At 72.4% G+C, this 18,931-nt stretch carries 15 protein-coding genes; 8 read left to right on the top strand and 7 right to left on the bottom strand.

Going from position 1 to position 18,931, the window contains the following annotated elements; genetic code table 11:
- The first annotated feature begins 4 nt into the window (after positions 1-4).
- Both AC3AGO_RS20855 and AC3AGO_RS20850 read left to right on the top strand, forming a co-directional pair.
- Entirely contained in the window at positions 5-460 is a 456-nt protein-coding gene (locus tag AC3AGO_RS20855; protein WP_487821745.1) for a nitroreductase family deazaflavin-dependent oxidoreductase, read from the top strand.
- A 256-nt stretch (positions 461-716) separates the two neighbouring features.
- Positions 717-2,474, top strand: a complete 1,758-nt coding sequence (locus AC3AGO_RS20850) for an APC family permease (RefSeq protein ID WP_487821744.1) — start codon at positions 717-719, stop codon at positions 2,472-2,474.
- An 80-nt stretch (positions 2,475-2,554) separates the two neighbouring features.
- Here the strand turns inward: AC3AGO_RS20850 and hutI are convergent, their stop codons facing one another.
- The 4 genes from hutI to hutU all read right to left on the bottom strand — a co-directional run bounded on the left by hutI (position 2,555) and on the right by hutU (position 8,108).
- Entirely contained in the window at positions 2,555-3,727 is a 1,173-nt protein-coding gene (hutI, locus tag AC3AGO_RS20845) for an imidazolonepropionase (RefSeq protein ID WP_487821743.1), read from the bottom strand.
- Positions 3,728-3,799: 72 nt separating this feature from the next.
- Complete coding sequence (locus tag AC3AGO_RS20840; RefSeq protein WP_487821742.1) at positions 3,800-5,155, bottom strand: formimidoylglutamate deiminase; 1,356 nt, start codon at positions 5,153-5,155, stop codon at positions 3,800-3,802.
- Complete coding sequence (locus tag AC3AGO_RS20835) at positions 5,140-6,339, bottom strand: allantoate amidohydrolase (RefSeq protein ID WP_487821741.1); 1,200 nt, start codon at positions 6,337-6,339, stop codon at positions 5,140-5,142. Before AC3AGO_RS20835 ends, AC3AGO_RS20840 begins: the two co-directional genes overlap by 16 nt.
- Before the next feature lie 92 nt (positions 6,340-6,431).
- Positions 6,432-8,108, bottom strand: a complete 1,677-nt coding sequence (gene hutU / locus AC3AGO_RS20830; protein ID WP_487821740.1) for a urocanate hydratase — start codon at positions 8,106-8,108, stop codon at positions 6,432-6,434.
- Between the two features lie 125 nt (positions 8,109-8,233).
- Here hutU and AC3AGO_RS20825 point away from each other — a divergent pair, with 125 nt between their 5' ends.
- On the top strand, positions 8,234-9,595 hold the full coding sequence (locus AC3AGO_RS20825; protein WP_487821739.1) for a type III PLP-dependent enzyme domain-containing protein: 1,362 nt from the start codon (positions 8,234-8,236) through the stop codon (positions 9,593-9,595).
- 33 nt (positions 9,596-9,628) lie between these two features.
- Here AC3AGO_RS20825 and AC3AGO_RS20820 read toward each other — a convergent pair whose 3' ends face one another.
- Positions 9,629-10,834, bottom strand: a complete 1,206-nt coding sequence (locus AC3AGO_RS20820) for a carboxylesterase family protein (RefSeq protein WP_487821738.1) — start codon at positions 10,832-10,834, stop codon at positions 9,629-9,631.
- 146 nt (positions 10,835-10,980) lie between these two features.
- Entirely contained in the window at positions 10,981-12,141 is a 1,161-nt protein-coding gene (locus tag AC3AGO_RS20815) for a 5-methyltetrahydropteroyltriglutamate--homocysteine S-methyltransferase (RefSeq protein ID WP_487821737.1), read from the bottom strand.
- A 926-nt stretch (positions 12,142-13,067) separates the two neighbouring features.
- Between AC3AGO_RS20815 and AC3AGO_RS20810 the strand changes: the two genes are divergently transcribed.
- Genes AC3AGO_RS20810 through AC3AGO_RS20800 form a run of 3 tightly spaced genes read left to right on the top strand, consistent with a single transcriptional unit; the run spans position 13,068 to position 16,241 of the window.
- On the top strand, positions 13,068-14,504 hold the full coding sequence (locus tag AC3AGO_RS20810; RefSeq protein ID WP_487821736.1) for an ABC transporter substrate-binding protein: 1,437 nt from the start codon (positions 13,068-13,070) through the stop codon (positions 14,502-14,504).
- On the top strand, positions 14,501-15,403 hold the full coding sequence (locus tag AC3AGO_RS20805; protein WP_487821735.1) for a carbohydrate ABC transporter permease: 903 nt from the start codon (positions 14,501-14,503) through the stop codon (positions 15,401-15,403). The genes AC3AGO_RS20810 and AC3AGO_RS20805 overlap by 4 nt, the downstream gene beginning before the upstream one ends.
- Before the next feature lie 4 nt (positions 15,404-15,407).
- Positions 15,408-16,241: a carbohydrate ABC transporter permease gene (locus AC3AGO_RS20800; RefSeq protein WP_487821734.1), complete on the top strand. Its 834-nt coding sequence runs from the start codon at positions 15,408-15,410 to the stop codon at positions 16,239-16,241.
- Here the strand turns inward: AC3AGO_RS20800 and AC3AGO_RS20795 are convergent.
- Positions 16,231-16,785, bottom strand: a complete 555-nt coding sequence (locus tag AC3AGO_RS20795) for a pyridoxamine 5'-phosphate oxidase family protein (RefSeq protein WP_487821733.1) — start codon at positions 16,783-16,785, stop codon at positions 16,231-16,233. The genes AC3AGO_RS20800 and AC3AGO_RS20795 overlap by 11 nt on opposite strands.
- Before the next feature lie 74 nt (positions 16,786-16,859).
- Between AC3AGO_RS20795 and AC3AGO_RS20790 the strand changes: the two genes are divergently transcribed.
- On the top strand, positions 16,860-18,221 hold the full coding sequence (locus AC3AGO_RS20790; protein WP_487821732.1) for an APC family permease: 1,362 nt from the start codon (positions 16,860-16,862) through the stop codon (positions 18,219-18,221).
- 72 nt (positions 18,222-18,293) lie between these two features.
- A complete protein-coding gene (locus tag AC3AGO_RS20785; RefSeq protein WP_487821731.1) occupies positions 18,294-18,926 on the top strand; it encodes a TIGR03086 family metal-binding protein in 633 nt (210 codons plus the stop codon).
- The last annotated feature ends 5 nt before the right edge of the window (positions 18,927-18,931 follow it).

The following is an 18,931-nucleotide window of genomic DNA, read 5'->3' as shown; positions in this document are numbered from 1 at the left end:
GCACATGGCGGACGCGGACGAGTACACCGAGGACGAGGTCGTCATCAGCCCGACCGGCTGGGTCGCCGAACAGGCCCGGCTCTACGAGGAGTCGGGCGGCACCGAGGGCACCGGGATGCGGGGCGTGCCCTGCCTGCTGCTGGACTACAAGGGCCGCCGCTCGGGGGCGTGGCGGCGCACCGTCCTCATCTACGGCGAGGACGGGGGCGATCTGCTGATCGTCGCCTCGTACGGCGGCGCCGACAAGCACCCGGCCTGGTATCTGAATCTGCTGGAACACCCCGACGTACGGCTGCGGGTGGGCACCGAGCGGTTCCCGGCGCGCGCCGAGACGCTGTCGGCCGAGGAGAAACAGCGGGTGTGGCCGTACCTGGTCGAGCTGTTCTCGCCGTACGCCGACTATCAGGCGAAGACGGACCGGGACATTCCCGTCGTCAGGCTGCGCCGCACCGACGGCTGAGGCCAACTACGGGCCCGTACGCGGAGCGTGCGGCGACGGTTCCCCGCGGAGGCACGGAGTGGCTTTTCTCACCTGTGCCTCCGCAAAGAACGTGTATTCCACAGCGTTCACGCCGTGAGAGCATTCCGAGGTTGTGACATGAGAACGACCCTGTTGAACGGCGGACCCAGCCCCTTGCCGTAATCCGGCTTCTCCCTGAACCGACTCCGGGGGCGCGGTCCGATCTCCGTCACGGAGGCGAAGGGAGACCCCCACCTTGAGCAGCAGTACGCCTACGCCCGCATCCGCGGGCAGCAGCGGAAACGGCGGCTACCGCCGCTCGCTCGGCACCATCGCCCTCACGGCGACCGGCCTCGGCTCGATCATCGGCTCCGGCTGGCTGTTCGGCGCCGAACGCGCCGCCGCCATCGCGGGCCCCGCGGCGATCCTCGCCTGGGTCATCGGCGCCGTCGTGGCGCTGACCATCGCGCTCACCTACACCGAGCTCGGTTCGATGTTCCCGCGCGCCGGCGGCATGGTGCGCTACGGCCAGTACTCGCACGGCTCGCTCGCCGGCTATCTCGCGGCCTGGGCGAACTGGATCGCGATCGTGTCCGTCATACCCGGCGAGGCCACGGCCTCGGTGCAGTACATGGCCTCCTGGGAGTTCGGCTGGGCCCAGGGTCTGTACGACGGCAAGGAACTCACCGGCAGCGGCGTCGCGCTCGCGAGCGTGCTGCTGGTCTTCTACTTCTTCATGAACTGGTTCGCGATCACCCTGTTCGCGAAGACCAACACGGCGATCACCGTCTTCAAGGTGGTCGTGCCGATCCTCACCGCGGGCGCGCTGGTCGCCGCGCACTTCGACACCGGCAACATCGAGCGCAACGGCGGCTTCGCGCCCAACGGCTGGAGCGCGGTCTTCAGCGCCGTCGCCGTGTCCGGCATCGTCTGGGCGTACAACGGCTTCCAGTCGCCGATCAACCTCTCGGCCGAGGCCCGCACTCCGGGCCGCTCGCTGCCGAAGGCCGTCATCGGCTCCATCGTCATCGCGCTGCTGATCTACCTGGCCCTCCAGGTCGCCTTCCTCGGCGGCGTTCCGGCCGCGGACCTGGCCAAGGAGGGCTGGAGCGGCCTCTCGTACGACTCTCCGCTCGCCGACCTGTCGCTGGCCTGGGGCCTCAACTGGCTGGCCATGCTGCTCTACGCGGACGCCTTCATCTCCCCCTCCGGCACCGGCATGATCTACGCCGCGACGACCTCGCGCATGATCCACGGTGTGCAGGAGAACGGCCATCTGCCGGGCATCTTCGGCAAGGTCGACAAGAAGACCGGCATTCCGCGTCCGGCGCTGGTGCTCAACCTCGTGATCGCCTTCCTCTTCCTCGCGGTGTTCCGCGGCTGGGGCTCGCTGGCCGAGATCGTGTCGATCGCGACCGTCATCTCGTACATCACGGGCCCCGTCGCCGTGATGTCGCTGCGCAGGATGTCGCCGGACCTGAAGCGCCCGGTGAAGCTCCGTGCCATGCCGTTCATCGCCCCGCTGGCGATGGTCTTCGGCTCGCTGGTTCTCTACTGGGGCCGCTGGCCGCTCACCGGCAAGGTCATCCTGATCATGGCGGTCGGTCTGCCGGTCTGGGCCTGGTACGAACTGCGCAAGCCCTGGGCCGAGTTGAAGCCGCACCTGAAGGCCGGCTCGTGGATGGTCGCCTACCTGCTCGTGATGGCCTTCGTGTCCTGGGCGGGCGGCGCCGAGTTCGGCGGCAAGGGCTATCTGCCGCCCGGCTGGGACATGGCCGTCGTCGCCGTGCTCGGCCTCGTCTTCTACTACTGGGGCATCCGCAGCGCCTGGCGGAACCCGACCCTGGAGGCGGTGGAGCGCGAGATGGCCGAACCGGCCGACTCCGAGGGCCCCGAGGGCCCCGGCAGCGAGGGCGGTTCCGGCGGTCCGGGCGGCGGCGGCTCCGACGGTCCGGAGGACCAGAGCCCCACGGACGGCTCCGGCACGAAGGTGCCCGAGCCCGCGGGAGTCTGACGCGGAGCGCTGAACGAAACGAAGGCCGGGGCCATGGGCCCCGGCCTTCGTTGTGTTCCGCCGCTGTTCCCGCGGCCCGCTCAGTCCGCGGTCTCGCCGCGCCGCCACACGCGGGACACGAGCGGGACGCCCGGCCGGTACGCGAAGTGCACGTGCGAGGGCGCGTCGAGGAGCGCGAGGTCCGCGTACGCGCCGGGGGCGATCCGGCCGACGTCGTCCCGGCGCAGCGCGCGGGCGCCGCCCGCGGTCGCCGACCAGAGCGCCTCGTCCGGGGTCATGCCCATCTCGCGCACCGCGATCGCGATGCAGAACGGCATGGAAGAGGTGTACGAGGAGCCGGGGTTGGTGTCCGTGGACAGGGCGACCGTCGCCCCCGCGTCGAGCAGCCGGCGCGCGTCCGGGTAGACGGCGCGGGTGGAGAACTCGCAGCCCGGCAGCAGCGTGCCGACCGTGTCGCTCTGCGCGAGCGCGTCCACGTCGGCGTCGGTGAGGTGCGTGAGGTGGTCGGCGGACGCGGCGCCCACCTCGACGGCGAGCTGCACACCGGGGCCGTACGACAGCTGGTTGGCGTGCACCCGCGGGATCAGCCCCTTCGCCGCTCCCGCGGTGAGGATCGCGCGCGCCTGGTCGCCGTCGAAGGCGCCCTTCTCGCAGAACACGTCCACCCAACGGGCGTACGGGGCGCAGGCGTCCAGCATCGGGCCGGTGACGAGGTCGACGTAGCCGGCCGCGTCGTCCGCCTCGGCGTACTCGGGGGCGACGATGTGCGCGCCGAGGTACGTGACCTCGTCGGTGTGCGAGGCGGCGATCCGCAGGGCGCGGGCCTCCTGGTCCGCGGTGAGCCCGTAACCGGACTTGGTCTCCTGCGTGGTGGTGCCCTGCCGCAGGCCCTCGCGCAGATGCCGCGCGAGGGTCCGGCCCAGCTCCTCGTCGCTCGCCTCCCGCGTCGCGGCGACCGTCGTCCGGATGCCGCCCGCGGTGTACGCGCGGCCGGACATCCGGGCGTTGAACTCCGCGGTGCGGTCACCCGCGTAGAGCAGGTGGGAGTGCGAGTCGACGAACCCGGGGATGGCGGCGCGGTGTTCCGCGTCGTGCACCGCGTCGGCGGCCGGGGCCTCGGCGGTGGGGCCGACCCAGGCCACACGTTCGCCGTCGACGACGACGGCCGCGTCCTCGACGATCCCGAGCGGCCCCTCGCCGAGGGACGGATCGTTGGTCACCAGCGACCTGATGTTCCTGATGAGGGTGCTCATGTCTGCCTTCCGTGCGGGGTGTTGCTGTACGGCCTTGCTGTGCGCGGGCCCGGCCCGGCTGTGTGCGGTACGTCAGCTGAGGGCGGCCAGGGCCGTGTTGAGGGCCGCGGGCACGTCGCCGACCGTGCTGTGGTGTCCGTCGCGGACCACGTGCCGGGCGCCGACCACGACGTCCCGTACGTCCGCCGAGGTCGCCGCGAAGACGGCCGCCTCCGCCGCCATCCGCGGCACCGGGCCCGCCGTGCGGACCGTGTCCAGCGCGACGGCGGCGAAGTCCGCCACGGCGCCCGCCTCCAGCCGGCCCGCCTCGGGCCAGCCGAGCGCCGCGTGCCCGTCCTCCGTGGCGGCGCGCAGGAGCTGGGCCGCCGTCCAGTGGCCGCGGGTGCGGGAGCGCAGCCGTTCGTTCAGCTCCATGCCGCGCGCCTCCTCGAACAGGTCGATCACCGCGTGGCTGTCGCTGCCCAGCGACAGCACGGCGCCCGCCCGCTGGAGTTCCGGCGCGGGCCCGATGCCGTCCGCCAAGTCGCGTTCCGTTGTGGGGCACATGCACACGCCGGTCGACGCGTGACCGAGCAGGGCGATGTCGTCGTCCGTCATGTGCGTGGCGTGCACGGCGGTCGTCCGCGGCCCGAACACGCCGTGCTCGTCGAGCAGTTGGGATGGCGTACGGCCGTGCGCGGCACGGCACGCGTCGTTCTCCGCCGTCTGCTCGGAGAGGTGGACGTGCAGCGGCGCGGACCGCTCCTCCGCCCACCGTGCGACGGTCTCCAGCTCGCGCGCGGGCACCGCCCGTACGGAGTGGATCGCGGCGCCGATGCGCGCGCCCTCACCCGGCTTGAGCGCGGCGGCGCGGGCCGCCCACGCCTCCGCCGTACCGTCGGAGAACCGCAGCTGGTGCCGCTCCGGCGGCTCCCCCTCGCCCCGCTTCCCGAAGCCGGAGGCGAGATAGGCGGTGTCCAGCAGCGTGATGCGGATGCCCGCCTCGGAGGCCGCGGCGAGGAGTGCCTCGCCCATCGCGTTGGGGTCGGCGTACGGCGTGCCGCCCGGCGCGTGGTGCAGATAGTGGAACTCGCCGACGCACGTGACGCCGGCCAGCGCCATCTCCGCGTACACGGCGCGGGCCAGCGCGAAGTACGTGTCCGGGGTGAGCTCGGAGGCGACCCGGTACATCACCTCGCGCCAGGTCCAGAACGTGCCCGAGCCCACCTGGACGGTGCCGCGCAGCGCCCGGTGGAAGGCGTGCGAGTGGGCGTTGGCGAGGCCCGGTACGACGAGGCCGCGCAGCACCGTCGCGTCCGGCGGCGGCGCCGGGATCTCCGTACGGACGGCGGCGATCCGCCCGTCCGCCGTGGTGTCGAGCGCGACGCCCGGCTCCACGACGCCGTTCAGCCAGGCGTATTCACACCAGTACGTCAGGTTGTGCTGCACGCGAGCCCTTCCAGTACGCCGGCGAGTGCGCTCACCCCGGCCACGCAGTCGTCCTCCTCCGCGAATTCGGCCGGTGAGTGGGACACCCCCGTGGGATTCCTGACGAACAGCATGGCGGTCGGCACCGAAGCGGACAAAATACCCGCGTCGTGTCCCGCGCCGGTCGGCAGTACGGGCACCCCGCCGAGCATGTCCGCCAGCCGGTCGCGCAGCCCGTGCGCGAACTCCACGACGGGCGTGAACGATTCACGGGTCGTCAGGACCTTCACCCCGTCCCGCACGCCGCGCTGCTCCGCCTGCTCCTCGATCTCCCGTACGACCGCGGCGAGGGTCTCCTCGTCCGCGGCCCGCGAGTCGAGCCAGCCCCGTACGAGGGACGGCACGGCGTTGACGCCGTTCGGGGCGACCTCGACCTTGCCGAACGTGGCGCGGGCGCCCGCGAGGGCGGCCCGCTCGCGCGCGGCGAGCACGGTCGCCGCGTACGTCAGCATCGGGTCGCGGCGGTCCTCCAGACGGGTCGTGCCCGCGTGGTTGGCCTCGCCGTGGAAGTCGAACCGCCAGCGGCCGTGCGGCCAGATCGCGGACGCCACCCCGACGGGGGTGTGCCGCTCCCGCAGCGCGAGGTCCCGGCCCTGCTCCACGTGCAGCTCCACGAACACGCCGATCCGGGCGAGCAGTTCGGGATCGGGACCGATCGCGTCCGGGTCGAGCCCGGCACGCTCCATGGCCTGCGGGAGCCGCACCCCGTCCGCGTCCGTGAGCTCGTGCGCGGCCTCGGGGGTGAGGCTGCCGGCGACGAGCCGGGAGCCGACGCAGGAGAGGCCGAAGCGGGCGCCCTCCTCGTCGGCGAAGTTCACGATGCCGAAGGGGCGGGTGAACGTGGCGCCGCGGGCGCGGAGTTCGTCGAGCGCCGAGAACGCGGAGACGACTCCGAGGGGGCCGTCGAAAGCGCCGCCGTCCGGGACGGAGTCCAGGTGCGAGCCGGTGACGACGGCGTCACCGTGGGAGGGATCGCCGTACCAGGCCCACTGGTTGCCGTTCCGGTCGGTCTCGTACGTGAGGCCTCGGGTCTCGGCCTGTTCGCGGAACCAGGCTCGGCACTCGGTGTCCGGCGTCGTCCATGCGAAGCGGCGGTAGCCGCCGGATTCGGGGTTGCGGCCCAGCGGGTGAAGGTCCCGCCACATGGTGTGGAACGAAGGGGGTGCGGCTGCCGCTTGCGGTGCGCCGTGCCCACCCTGCGCCCCTGGCGCAGCCTGCCCACGGCTGTCGTGAGTTGTCACGCCTGGTCGCCCTCTCGCATGGGGATGCGGACTCCGCGGTCTTCCGCCACCCGTTCGGCGATGTCGTAGCCCGCGTCGACGTGGCGGATGACGCCCATGCCGGGGTCGTTGGTCAGTACGCGGCGGAGCTTCTCGCCGGCGAGGGCCGTACCGTCGGCGACCGTCACCTGGCCCGCGTGGATCGAGCGGCCCATGCCGACGCCGCCGCCGTGGTGCAGGGACACCCAGGACGCGCCGGAGGCCACGTTCACCATGGCGTTCAGCAGCGGCCAGTCCGCGATCGCGTCGGAGCCGTCGAGCATCGCCTCGGTCTCGCGGTACGGGGACGCCACCGAGCCGCAGTCCAGGTGGTCCCGGCCGAGCACGAGCGGGGCCTGGAGCGTGCCGTCCGCGACCATCTCGTTGAACCGCTCGCCCGCCCGGTCCCGTTCGCCCTGGCCGAGCCAGCAGATGCGCGCGGGCAGCCCCTGGAAGTGCACCCGCTCCCCCGCGAGCTTGATCCAGCGGGCGAGGGACTCGTTCTCCGGGAAGAGGTCGAGCAGCGCGCGGTCGGTGGCGGCGATGTCCTTCGGGTCGCCGCTCAGCGCCGCCCACCGGAACGGGCCCTTGCCCTCGCAGAACAGCGGCCTGATGTAGGCGGGGACGAAGCCGGGGAAGGCGAAGGCCCGCTCGTACCCGGCGAGTTGGGCCTCACCGCGGATGGAGTTGCCGTAGTCGAAGACCTCCGCTCCGGCGTCCTGGAAGCCGACCATGGCCTCGACGTGCCGCGCCATCGACTCGCGCGCCCGCTGGGTGAAGTCCGCCGGCTTCTCGGCCGCGAGCTCCGCCATGTCGTCGAAGTCGACGCCGAGCGGCAGATAGGCGAGCGGGTCGTGGGCGCTGGTCTGGTCCGTGACGATGTCGATCGGCGCGTCCATCTCCAGCAGCCGCGGCAGCACCTCGGCGGCGTTGCCCAGCAGGCCGATCGACAGCGGCCGGCGGGCGTCGCGCGCCTCGACGGCCAGCCGGAGCGCGTGCTCCAGCGAATCGGCGCGCACGTCCAGGTAGTTGTGCTCGATGCGCCGCTCGATACGGGAGGGGTCGCACTCGATGCAGATCGCCACGCCGTCGTTCATGGTCACGGCGAGCGGCTGGGCGCCGCCCATGCCGCCGAGTCCGGCGGTCACCGTGATCGTCCCGGCCAGCGTCCCGTTGAAGCGCTTCGCGGCGACGGCGGCGAAGGTCTCGTAGGTGCCCTGGAGGATGCCCTGGGTGCCGATGTAGATCCACGAACCGGCCGTCATCTGGCCGTACATGGTGAGTCCGAGCTGCTCCAGCCGCCGGAACTCCTCCCAGTTCGCCCAGTCGCCGACGAGGTTCGAGTTGGCGAGGAGGACGCGCGGCGCCCACTCGTGCGTCTGCATGACGCCGACGGGCCGGCCGGACTGGACGAGCATCGTCTCGTCGTCCTTCAGAGTGCGCAGGGTCCGCACCATGGCGTCGAAGGAGTTCCAGTCGCGCGCCGCCTTCCCGGTGCCGCCGTAGACGACGAGCTTCTCGGGGTGCTCGGCGACCTCGGGGTCGAGGTTGTTCTGCAGCATCCGCAGGGCGGCCTCCTGCTGCCACCCCCGCGCGCTCAGCTCGGTTCCGCGCGGTGCGCGCACGGTCCGCGGTCCTGAGGACGTTCCTGCCATGAGCCCTGCCTCCCTGGCTGTTCCTGCTGGTCGAGCAGCTATCTATTCAGACAGCCTACGCACTGAATAATTCCAGTCAATGAGCTCGCTGGGAAGAGAGGTTCGCGTCATGCTTCGCTGGCGGCATGGATCACGCAGCTCCGCACGCCCCGCACACCGCCGCAGAACGCCGTGACCTCGCCGTCCGGGCCGCCGTCGACCAGGGTCTTGTCACCGACGACCGGCAGCCGCTCGCCGCGCTGCTGGACGTGGCCTCCGTACGGGAGGCGGCCGCCGCTCTCCGTACGGCCTTCGACGAGGTCGCCGCGCCCGGTCAGTCCGTCCTGCACACCTTCGCCGTGAAGGCCGCCTCCCTCGTGCCCGTGCTGCGGCTGCTGCACGGCGAGGGGATCGGCTGCGAGGTCGCCAGCCCCGGCGAGCTCGCCCTCGCGCAGGCCGCCGGCGTGCCCGCCGCGCGGACCGTGCTGGACTCCCCCGCGAAGACCCGCGACGAACTGCGCGAGGCGCTGGACCTGGGCGTCGCGCTGAACGCCGACAATCCGCAGGAACTCGCCCGGCTGGACGGGCTGGTGCCCGCGGCTTCCGGTCCTGAAGCGCACAGTCCGCTCGGGCTGCGGGTCAATCCGCAGCTCGGCAGCGGCTCCATCGACGCGATGAGCACGGCGACCGCCACCTCCAAGTTCGGCGTAGCGCTGCGCGACCCGGGGGCGCGCGAGTGGGTCGTCCGCGCCTACCGGGAGCGGCCCTGGCTGACCCGGCTCCACGCGCACGTCGGCTCACAGGGCATCCCGCTGGAACTGATGGCGGACGGCGTGCGCGAGACGTACGGACTGGCCGAGGAGATCAACGCGGCGGTGGGCCGGCAGCAGATCGATACCCTGGACATCGGCGGCGGGCTGCCCGTCAACTTCGCCTCGGACGAGGTCAGTCCGACGTTCGCCGAGTACGCGCGGCTGCTGGCCGGACGCGTGCCGGGGCTGTTCGACGGGCGGTACGGGCTGGTCACCGAGTTCGGCCGGGCCCTGCTGGCGAAGGCGGGCACCGTGCTCGCCCGCGTCGAGTACACCAAGTCCGCCGGCGGCCGGCCCATCGCCGTCACGCACGCGGGAGCCCAGCTCGCCGTCCGTACGGTCTTCACGCCGGACGCCTGGCCGCTGCGGGTCGCGGCCTTCGACGCGAAGGGCCGGCCCAGGACGGGCGCCGCGGTGGCGCAGGACGTCGCGGGCCCGTGCTGCTTCGCGGGGGATCTCGTGGCGCGGGACCGGGAGCTGCCCCTCCTGGAGGAGGGCGACTACGCGGCCCTCCTGGACACCGGCGCCTACTACGCGTCCAACCCGTTCTCCTACAACTCCCTCCCCCGGCCCGCCATTTGGGGCTTCACGGTGACGGACGGGGCCGTCCGCTTCGCGCCCGTACGGGATGCGCAGCCCGTCGCGTCGATCGTCGAGGAGTCGGGCGGCGCGCACCGGGACGCGCTGACGGAATGAGCGCCGCCCGGGGCGCCGGCAGCTGTGCCCCGGTCAGTCGCCCCAGGTCACCGGCCAGGCCGCCGTCGCCTCCGTGTCGGGGGTGCCCGTACGCGCGAAGGCGGTCCAGGCCGTCCGCAGGGCCGCGCCGAACTCCTCGACGTCCTCCCACGGCGCCTCGCCCAGCATCGGGGCGCCCTCCCACGCCTCGCGGGAGCCCAGCAGCAGCGGGAGTTCGAGACAGTGCGTGGCCCCCAGCGGCGACCCTTCGGGGGACCAGTCGAGGCGGTATCCGAACGTACGGGCCCCGGCCTCGCGCAGCCGCGCCGTGAACTCCGCGAGCGGCTCCGGATAGGTGTGCTCCGTCAGTTCGGCCGGGTCGCCGTCGCCGGGGAAGGCCGTCATGTCGTCGGCGTTCCAGCCGTACAGCACGTCCAGCCCGTCCAGATCGCCCAGGCCGGGTGCCGCGCCGGAGAGGATCGGCTCGGCGCTCTCGACGGGGCCGAAGGACGGGTCGATGGCGCTGCCGGTCAGCTCCCGGTTCGCCACGGCCGTCTCCCGCTGGGCGCGCACCAGCTCCTCCACGCTCGCCGTCCGCGGGTCGCCGCCCAGCTTCTCCGCGAACAGGTCGCCGATGACGGAGGCCACCATGCGGGTCTTCCCGGCGTACGGCAGCGGGGCGCTCTGCAGGATCGCGCGCCGGAACAGGCCGCGTGCCTCCGGGAGTTCGAGCAGCCAGCTGATGGAGAGGGCGCCCGCCGACTGGCCGAACACGGTGACGTTGTCCGGGTCGCCGCCGTACGCGGTGATGTTCCGGCGCACCCAGCGGAGCGCCTCGATCTGGTCGTACAGGCCGAGGTTGCCGTCGCAGACCCCGTCCAGGCAGAGGTAACCGAGCGCGCCCAGCCGGTAGTTGACGCTGACGACGACCACGTCGCCCTGGGCGCTGAGCCTGCCGCCCTCGTACCAGTCCAGCAGGCCCGCGCCGCTGCTGAACCCGCCGCCGTGGAACCACACCAGGACGGGCCGCACCGCGCCGTCCCGGTCCGGGGCCGTCACCGACAGATTGAGACAGTCCTCGCCCTGCGGCGGGCGGTCCTTGGGCGGGCCCGTCACCGGCTCCAGCCGGGACGGCGGCTGCGGGCACACCTCGCCGCTCGACGGCCGGGTGTCGTCCGGGCCGACGGGGCGCGGGCGCGCGAAACGTTCCGCTGTGGCGTACCGGATGGGCGGCGTCCGGAGCGCTCCGGTCTCGGTCATGCGGTCCCTCCAACCTGAAGGCCCTCAGCTTGCCGCCCGCGCCCGCGCGCGGCGGTCCGCGACGCGCCCCCGGTGCGCGGCGGATCCGCGTACGTCCCGGCCGGACGCCGCGGATCCACGCTGTGTACGGGTCGGACCCGTACGGATCAGACGCCGCCCCAGACCTCCTCGGCGGTCTCCACGATCAGCCGCAGCTTCGCCAGCTGGTCCTCCTCCGTCAGCTTGTTGCCCTCCACCGTGGAGGAGAAGCCGCACTGCGGGGACAGGCACAGCTGGTCGAGGTCCACGTACTTCGACGCCTCCTCGATGCGGCGCTTCAGCAGATCCTTCGACTCCAGCTCCGGGCGCTTGCTCGTGACCAGGCCCAGCACCACCCGCTTGCCCTTCGGCACGAACCGCAGCGGCTCGAAGCCGCCCGAGCGCTCGTCGTCGAACTCCAGGAAGAAACCGTCCACATCGAGCTCGCTGAACAGCGCCTCCGCCACGAAGTCGTAGCCGCCGGTGGCGACCCACGAGGAGGCGAAGTTGCCCCGGCACATGTGCGTGGTGACGCGCATGTCGGAAGGCCGCGCCTCGATCGCCCGGTTGATGTTGGCGATGTACGTCTCGTGCTGGTGGTCCGGGTCGCCGCCGATCTCCGCGATGTGCCGGCGCTGCTCCGGGTCGTTGAGGTACGCGAGCGAGGTGTCGTCGAGCTGGAGGTAACGGCAGCCCAGGTCGTACACGTTGCGCACCTGCTGGGCGTACGCGTCCGTCAGATCCACCCAGAACCGGTCCAGATCGGGGTAGACCGACGCGTCGATCGCGGCCCGGCCGCCCCGGTAGTGGACCATGCTCGGCGACGGGATCGTCAGCTTCGGCGTCACGCCGGGGCCGGTGTTCTCCCGCAGGAAGGTGAAGTCGTCGCCGAAGACGGTGCGGTCCAGCCGGATACGGCCGTCGACCTGCGCGGAGGGCGGGGTGAACTCCACGTCTCCGTCGGCGTTGTGGAAGCGGATGCGCAGCGACTCGTCCTCGACGCGGCTGATGCCGCCGAGCGAGTAGATGAAGTCCATGTGCCACGAGGAGCGGCGGAACTCGCCGTCCGTGGCGCTGCGGAGGCCGGCCTCCGCCTGCATCCGTACGACGTCCCGTACGGCCGCGTCCTCGGCGGCGGCGAGATCCGTCGCCGACGTGCGGCCCGCGGCGCGGTCGTCCCTCGCCCGCTTCAGTGCGTCCGGGCGCAGCAGGCTCCCGACGTGATCCGCGCGGAACGGGGGTCCGTCTCCGGGCTGCGGTTCCGGCGGTGTCGCTGGTGATGTCGCCATGGTTTCCGTCCCCTTTCGGTCCGGCCCCCACCCTCCTGCGAGACCCTCCAATCCTCAACCACCTGACACGCCCTTCGCGCGTGGCGCCCGGTGTGGGCGGCCGCGTCGGATGTGCGGCTCCGCCGCGCGAGGCGGGCACACCGGACCGCACCCGCGCACCGCCCGGTGGGGGCGCTCCGCCCACGAGGTGTGGGCACGCGGTCCGCCAAGGGGCGGCTGCGTCGGATGTGCGGCTCCGCCGCGCGAGGCGGGCACACCTCCGAGGTGTGGGCACGCGGTCCGCCCAAGGGGCGGAACGGGTGGGCACACCGGACCGCAAGCCGCAAGGTCTGTCCCGCCCGCACCCAACGCACGCGCCGCCGTGAGGGGTTGAGGCCCAGACCCGCCCCTACCCGTTTCTTCCAGGGCTCCGCCCCGGCCCCCAGGCCGCGCTACGCGCGAAAGAGCGGGGCTCCCGCCCCGGCCCCCAGCCCTGCCCTGCGGGCAGGAAAGAGGGGGAACCGGGGCTCCGCCCCGGACCCCAGCCGCGCGCCGCGCGCAAGAACGGGCCTTGCGCCCCGAACCCCCGCGGGGCTCCGCCCCTGCACCCCACCGCGGCGCGCGGGATCGGGGGGCCGCGCCCACGCCCGGTGTGGGCAGCTGATCCGCCCAAGGGGCGGAGGGGGCACCTCCCAGCGGTAGCTGGGGGAGGGTGGGCACACCGGACCGCACCCGCGCAGGGCACGCACCCTGCATCCAACGCACGCGCCCCGGTGAGGGGTTGGCCCCAGACCCGCCCCTACCCGTTTCTTCCAGGGCTCCCGCCCCGGACCCCTCGACTCGCGCGGAAACACCGGCCGCCGTCCCGGAACGCCCCGTACGGGATCTGGCCCAACGGGCCACCCCCGTGCGAGCGTTGGCAGATCGTCTGACGCTGTGAGGCGCCCGTGCCGCAGTCCCACCGTCCCCGCCGCCGTACGGCCCTCAAAGCGGCCCTCGCGGCCCTCGCCGCCCCCGCGGCAAGCGTGCTCGGCGGATGCAGCGTTCCCGGCGCGGGCGGCGGCGGCGGAGGCGGCGGCGCCGCACTCGCGGGCGGTCAGATCACGGCGCCCGTCACGCCGCGGCAGGTGGCCCGGCACGGGAAGGTCACGCTGCGGATGATCGCCGACTCCGGCGACCAGGACTTCCTGAAGCGGCTCACCGCGCTGTACGAGAAGCGCTATCCGAACGTGCAGGTCCGCGTCGAGACCAAGGCGTTCGACGACTTCTCCAAGACCGTCGTGAACACCATGTCCGGGCCCAACCCGCCCGACCTGGTGCAGGGCAACCAGGGGTACGGCGTGGACGCGCTGCTCGTACAGGGCGGGCTGCTGCGCCCGCTGGACGACGTGTCCCACGCGTACGGCTGGGACCTGGACTTCCCCAGCGGCGCGACCAGCCAGTTCCGGTGGAGCGAGGACGGCCGGATCTTCGGCACGGGCAATCTGTGGGGCATCAGCCAGAGCAACGAGTTCGTCGGCGTGTTCAGCAACAGGAAGAAGCTGAGGAAGCTCGGGCTCGAACCGCCGGAGACTTATGAGGAGTTCACCGCCGCGCTGGAGAAGGCGCACGCCGCCGGCGAGCGGCCCCTGATGCTGGGCAACGCCGAGCAGTTCCCCGCGACGCAGCTGCTCGGCACCGTACAGGCGCAGTACGTGCCGGTCTCCGCGACCCGCGCCTGGATCAACGGCGTGCCCGGCACCAGCTTCGTCTCCGACGGCAACCGCCGGGCCGCGGCCACCGTCCGCGACTGGGCCCGCAAGGGGTGGCTCGGCTCCGGCTACGACGGGCTCGGCGCGGACGACGCCGTCACGCGGTTCACCGGCGGGGAGGGCGTGTTCCTCGTCGCCGGCTCGTGGAACTCGCCCGCCGTCATCGAGGGCCTGGGCCGCGACGGCAGTTTCACGGCGCTGCGCAAACACCGCGGCGGACGGACGGCGGCCGTCGGCGGTTTCGGACTGGCCTGGCACATCTCGGCGAAGACGGAGAATGCGGAGGCAGCGGCGGCCTTCCTCGGCATGATGCAGGGCGACGCGGGCGCGCAGGTGATGGCCGACGTGGGCCGGATCCCCGTACGGACGAAAGGGGTCACCTTCCGCCCCGGGCTGCCGTCCCAACAGGCCGAGGCGGGGCGGCGGATGATGGACGACGACGGGCAGACCTTCTACTTCGACTGGGCGAGCACGTCGATGCTGGACACCATCGGCTCCGCCACCCAGGACCTGCTCGCGGGGCAGCTCGGCGTGGACCGCTATCTGGCCGCCGTACAGAAGAACTGGCGCACTTTCCGCACGGCGCAGGACGCGGCGGCCCGGAAGAAGCCGGGCGGGGAGGCGGGCGGATGAGCGCCGGACTGCCGCCGGCGTTCCGCGCGTGGGCGCGCCGACAGCACTGGTCGGCGTATCTCTATCTGCTGCCCGGCGCCGTCTTCTACGTGCTGTTCGTGCTGCGTCCGCTGCTGCTGACGGGGTGGATCTCGCTGTTCCACTGGGACGGGCTCACCCTGGGCAGCTGGGCCGGTGCCGACAACTACACGGCGCTGTTCCGCGATCCGGCCCTGCGCTCCGCGCTGCTGCACTCGCTGGTGTTCCTGCTCTTCTACGCGCTGCTGCCGGTCGCCGTGGGGCTGGCGCTGACCGGGCTCATGGTCCGGGTCCGCATCCGCGGCCTGGCCTTCTTCCGCTCGGCGCTGTTCGTCCCGCAGGTCCTGTCCACGGTCGTCATCGCCGTGTCCTGGCGCTGGATCTACGACACGGACGGGCCGGTGAACGGGCTGCTGCGCGCCGTCGGCCTGGACTCCCTGACCCGCTCCTGGCTCGGCGACTACAGCACCGCGCTGCCCGCCGTGGGACTCATCGGCACCTGGGTCATGTACGGGCTGTGCATGGTGCTGTTCCTGGCCGGCGCTCAGCGCATCCCGCGCGAGCGGTTCGAGGCGGCGCGGCTCGACGGGGCGGGCCCCGTACGGGAGTTCCGTACCGTCGTCGTCCCGGCGCTGCGCGGGGAGATCGCGCTCGCGCTGGTGCTGACGGTCACGCAGGCGCTGCGCAACTTCGACATCGTGTGGAACACGACCACCGGAGGTCCGGGCGACAGCACCACCGTGCCGAGCGTGTTCCTGTACCAGGGCGCGTTCGTCACCCGCCAGGTGGGCGCCGCGGCGGCCGTGGGCATCGCGCTGACCGTGCTGACGCTGGCGGTGTCCGCCGTGATCCTGCGCGTGCTGCGCGAGAGGGAGGGGTGAGGCGGTGACCGTGACGGCCCGCCGCGAGTCCGTCGTCAGTCACGCGCTGCTGACCGTCGCGTCGCTGCTCGCGCTCTATCCGTTCCTGCAGATCCTGCTGGTGGCGCTGCACGAACCGGGCGCCCGCGTCAGCGGGTTCTCCGTTCCCTCGGTGCCGCACTTCGGCAACTTCGCCGAGGCGTGGGACCGCGGACTGCTCGAAGGTGCGCTGGCGTCCAGTCTGCTGGTGGCGGTGTCCGTGGTGCTGCTGACGCTGGCGGTGGCCGTGCCCGCCGGGTACGCCTTCGCCGTGCTGACCTTCCCGCTGAAGGGCGCCCTGCTGGCGGTTCTGCTGACGGGGCTGGTGATGCCGTACGAGGCGACGGTGATCCCGCTCTACTACCAGCTGCGCGACTGGGGCCTGCTCAACACGTACTGGGCGCTGATCCTCCCGCAGACCGGTCTCTCCTTCGCGCTCGGCACCTTCTGGATGCGGAACTTCTTCGCGGGCGTGCCCCGTTCACTGCGGGAGTCGGCCGAACTGGACGGGGCGAGCCGCCTCCAGACGCTGCGGCGCGTGATGCTGCCGCTGGCGCTGCCCGCACTCGGCACGCTCGCCGCGCTACTGTTCCTGTACGCGTGGAACGAGTTCCTGCTGGCGCTGGTGCTGGTGCCGGGCAACCCGGACGTACGGACGGCGCCGCTCGCGCTGTCGTTCTTCACCGGGGACCGCCGCAACAGCGACCCCGGTGTGACGTCCGCCGCCGCCGTCCTCGTCGCCCTGCCCGTGCTCGCCGCGTACCTCGCGCTGCAGCGGAAGTTCATCAGCGGCATGCTCGCCGGCGCGGTCAAGGAGTGAGCGCGCCCGGCCCGGTCTCCGGGTTCCTGAAGCGCCAACGGGTCTGCGCGAAGGGGAACTTGGCGAATCCGAAGACCGTCGCGGGGCGTACGCCGAAGACCAGCGCCTTCCCGCCGTCGCCGTGCCGGAAGCCCTCGTCGCCGTCGACGTCGAAGTGCCAGTCGGCCCCGTACTTCGTCTCCCAGTCGTCGGCCAGCTGTCGCAGCAGTGCCTCGTCCCGCACCCGGACGGCGGTGCCCTCGACGACGACGTCCAGGCCCGGCGCGTAGTCGTTGTGCCCTGTCGTCAGCACACAGTGCGGGCCTGCCGCCAGATTGCGGGCCTTGCGCTCCTCGGCGCCGGTGCAGAAGTAGAGGGTGTGCGGGTCGTCGCGCCAGACGGCGAGCAGTGTGGTGACGTGCGGACGGCCGTCGGGCCTGACCGTCGAGAGCCAGTACGTGCCGGCGCGCGCCAGTTCGTCGCGCGCCTCTTTCCAGGAGGCGGGCGACGCCTCCTCCTCGCTGTAGCGGGCGTCCAGTTCGGGCTGCGGTGCATCGGAGGTCATGGAGATACCGACCGTCCGGAGGAACGGAACTCATCGCTGCGGTAACGATCACTGTGGCGGGAATGCAGGATTCCATGCAGCCCACGAACACTCCCCGGGCGGACACCGGCGAGGACGGCACGCCGCTCAAGCGGGCCCTGGGCCCGAAGCTGCTGGTGCTGTTCGTCGTCGGCGACATCCTCGGCACCGGCGTGTACGCGACGACCGGTGAGGTCGCAGGGAAGATCGGCGGCGCCCTGTGGGTGCCGTACGTGATCGGCTTCGGACTGGCGCTGCTGACCGTCGGATCGTACGCGGAGCTCGTCGGCAAGTACCCGAAGGCGGCGGGCGCGGCGCTCTACACGCAGCGCGCCTTCAAGGTGCCGTTCCTGACGTTCATCGTCGCGTTCATGGTGATGTGCTCCGGGCTGTCGTCGGCGAGCGCGGCGGCGCGGGCCTTCGGCGGGGACTATCTGGCGGAGTTCGTCGACATCCCGCCGACTCTGGTGGCGATCCTGTTCATCCTGGCGCTGGCCGCGCTGAACCTGCGCGGTGTGTCGGAGTCGGTGAAGACGAACGTCGTGCTCACCGCCGTCGAGGTGACGGGCCTGCTGGTGATCATCGGGATCGGCGCGTACGCGGTGCTGTCCGGCGACGGGGACCCGTCCCGGCTCGGCGAGTTCCACGCGGCGGACGGCGGTACCGCGTACGCGGTGCTGACCAGCACGCTCGGCGCGACGGCCCTGGCGTTCTTCGCCTTCGTGGGCTTCGAGGACTCGGTCAACATGGCGGAGGAGACGCGGAATCCGGCCCGTACGTTCCCGCCCGCGCTGTTCCTCGGTGTCCTCATCACGGGCACCATCTACGTGCTGGTGGCGCTTGTCTCGTCGCTGCTGGTCGACTACCGGAAGCTGGAGGCCAGCAGCGGGCCGCTGCTGGAGGTGGTGAAGGCCGGCGGGGTCGACTTCCCGCCGAAACTGTTCGCCGTCATCGCCCTGTTCGCGCTGACCAACACCGCGCTGATCAACCTGATGATGGCGTCCCGGCTCTGCTACGGCATGGCCAACGAGCGCGTGCTGCCCGGTGTGATGGGCAAGGTGCTGCCCTCCCGGCAGACGCCCGTCGCCGGCATCGTCTTCGTCGCGGTCCTCGCGCTGGGCCTGGTCTCCACCGGGGAGATCGAAGGGCTCGGCGACACCACGTCGTTCCTGCTGCTGTGCGTGTTCGCGGTGGTCAACGTCGCGGTGCTGGTGCTGCGCAAGGACCCTGTGGAACACGGGCACTTCCGCACCCCGACAGTGCTGCCCGTCCTCGGCGCCTTCGCCGCGCTGGTGCTGGCCAGCCCACTGTCCGACAGGGCGGCCGATGTGTACGTACGGGCCGGTGTGCTGCTCGCCATCGGGATCGTGCTGTGGGCGGTCAACAAGCTGGTACTGCGGTCCGCTTCCCGTACGTGAACCCGTACGTGAGGCGCGGGCCGATGATTTCCGGACGGGCCCGCGGTCTGCACCCGTGACAGGGAAACGACCGTGAACCGTTCACCGGAGGTACGGCCCATGGACGGCTCGCTGGAGCCCGCCGCGGCACTGCTGGAACGGTCCACCGGCTATGCGCTGGGAGCCGTACGGTCCGTCACCCCGCAGTTGTCGGGCCGGGCCACGCCCTGCGCGTGCTGGGACCTGGACGATCTGCTGCGGCACCTCTGCGACTCGCTCGCGGCGCTGTGCGAGGGCATCGACGCCGGGTACGTCGGGGTGCCGGGTCCCGGCCCCTCCCGTCCCGTACTCCCGGACCCCGTCGCGGAGTTCAGGTCCCGCGCCGGGCTGCTGCTGGGCGTGTGCGCCGCGTCCCGCGGCCCTGCGGGACGGCTCGTCACCGTCACCGGGCTGCCGCTGACGGCCGGCGCGGTCGCCGGTGCGGGCGCTCTGGAGATCGCGGTGCACGGCTGGGACGTGTCCCGTACGACGGGCGAACGCTCTCCCCTGCCCGCGGCACTGGCGGAGGAACTGCTGCCGCTGGCGCACGCGTTGCTGCCCACGCCCGCGGAACGGCCGCCCCTGTTCGCGCCGCCGCTGCCGCCGCCGCCCGGCGCCGGAGCCGCCGGACGGCTGCTCGCCTTCCTCGGCCGTGACCCCAAGTGGCCCGGCCCACTGGCCTTCTGACAGTC

The organism is Streptomyces sp. BL1, assembly GCF_057628045.1.
This window is presented reverse-complemented; position numbering and strand designations above follow the sequence as displayed.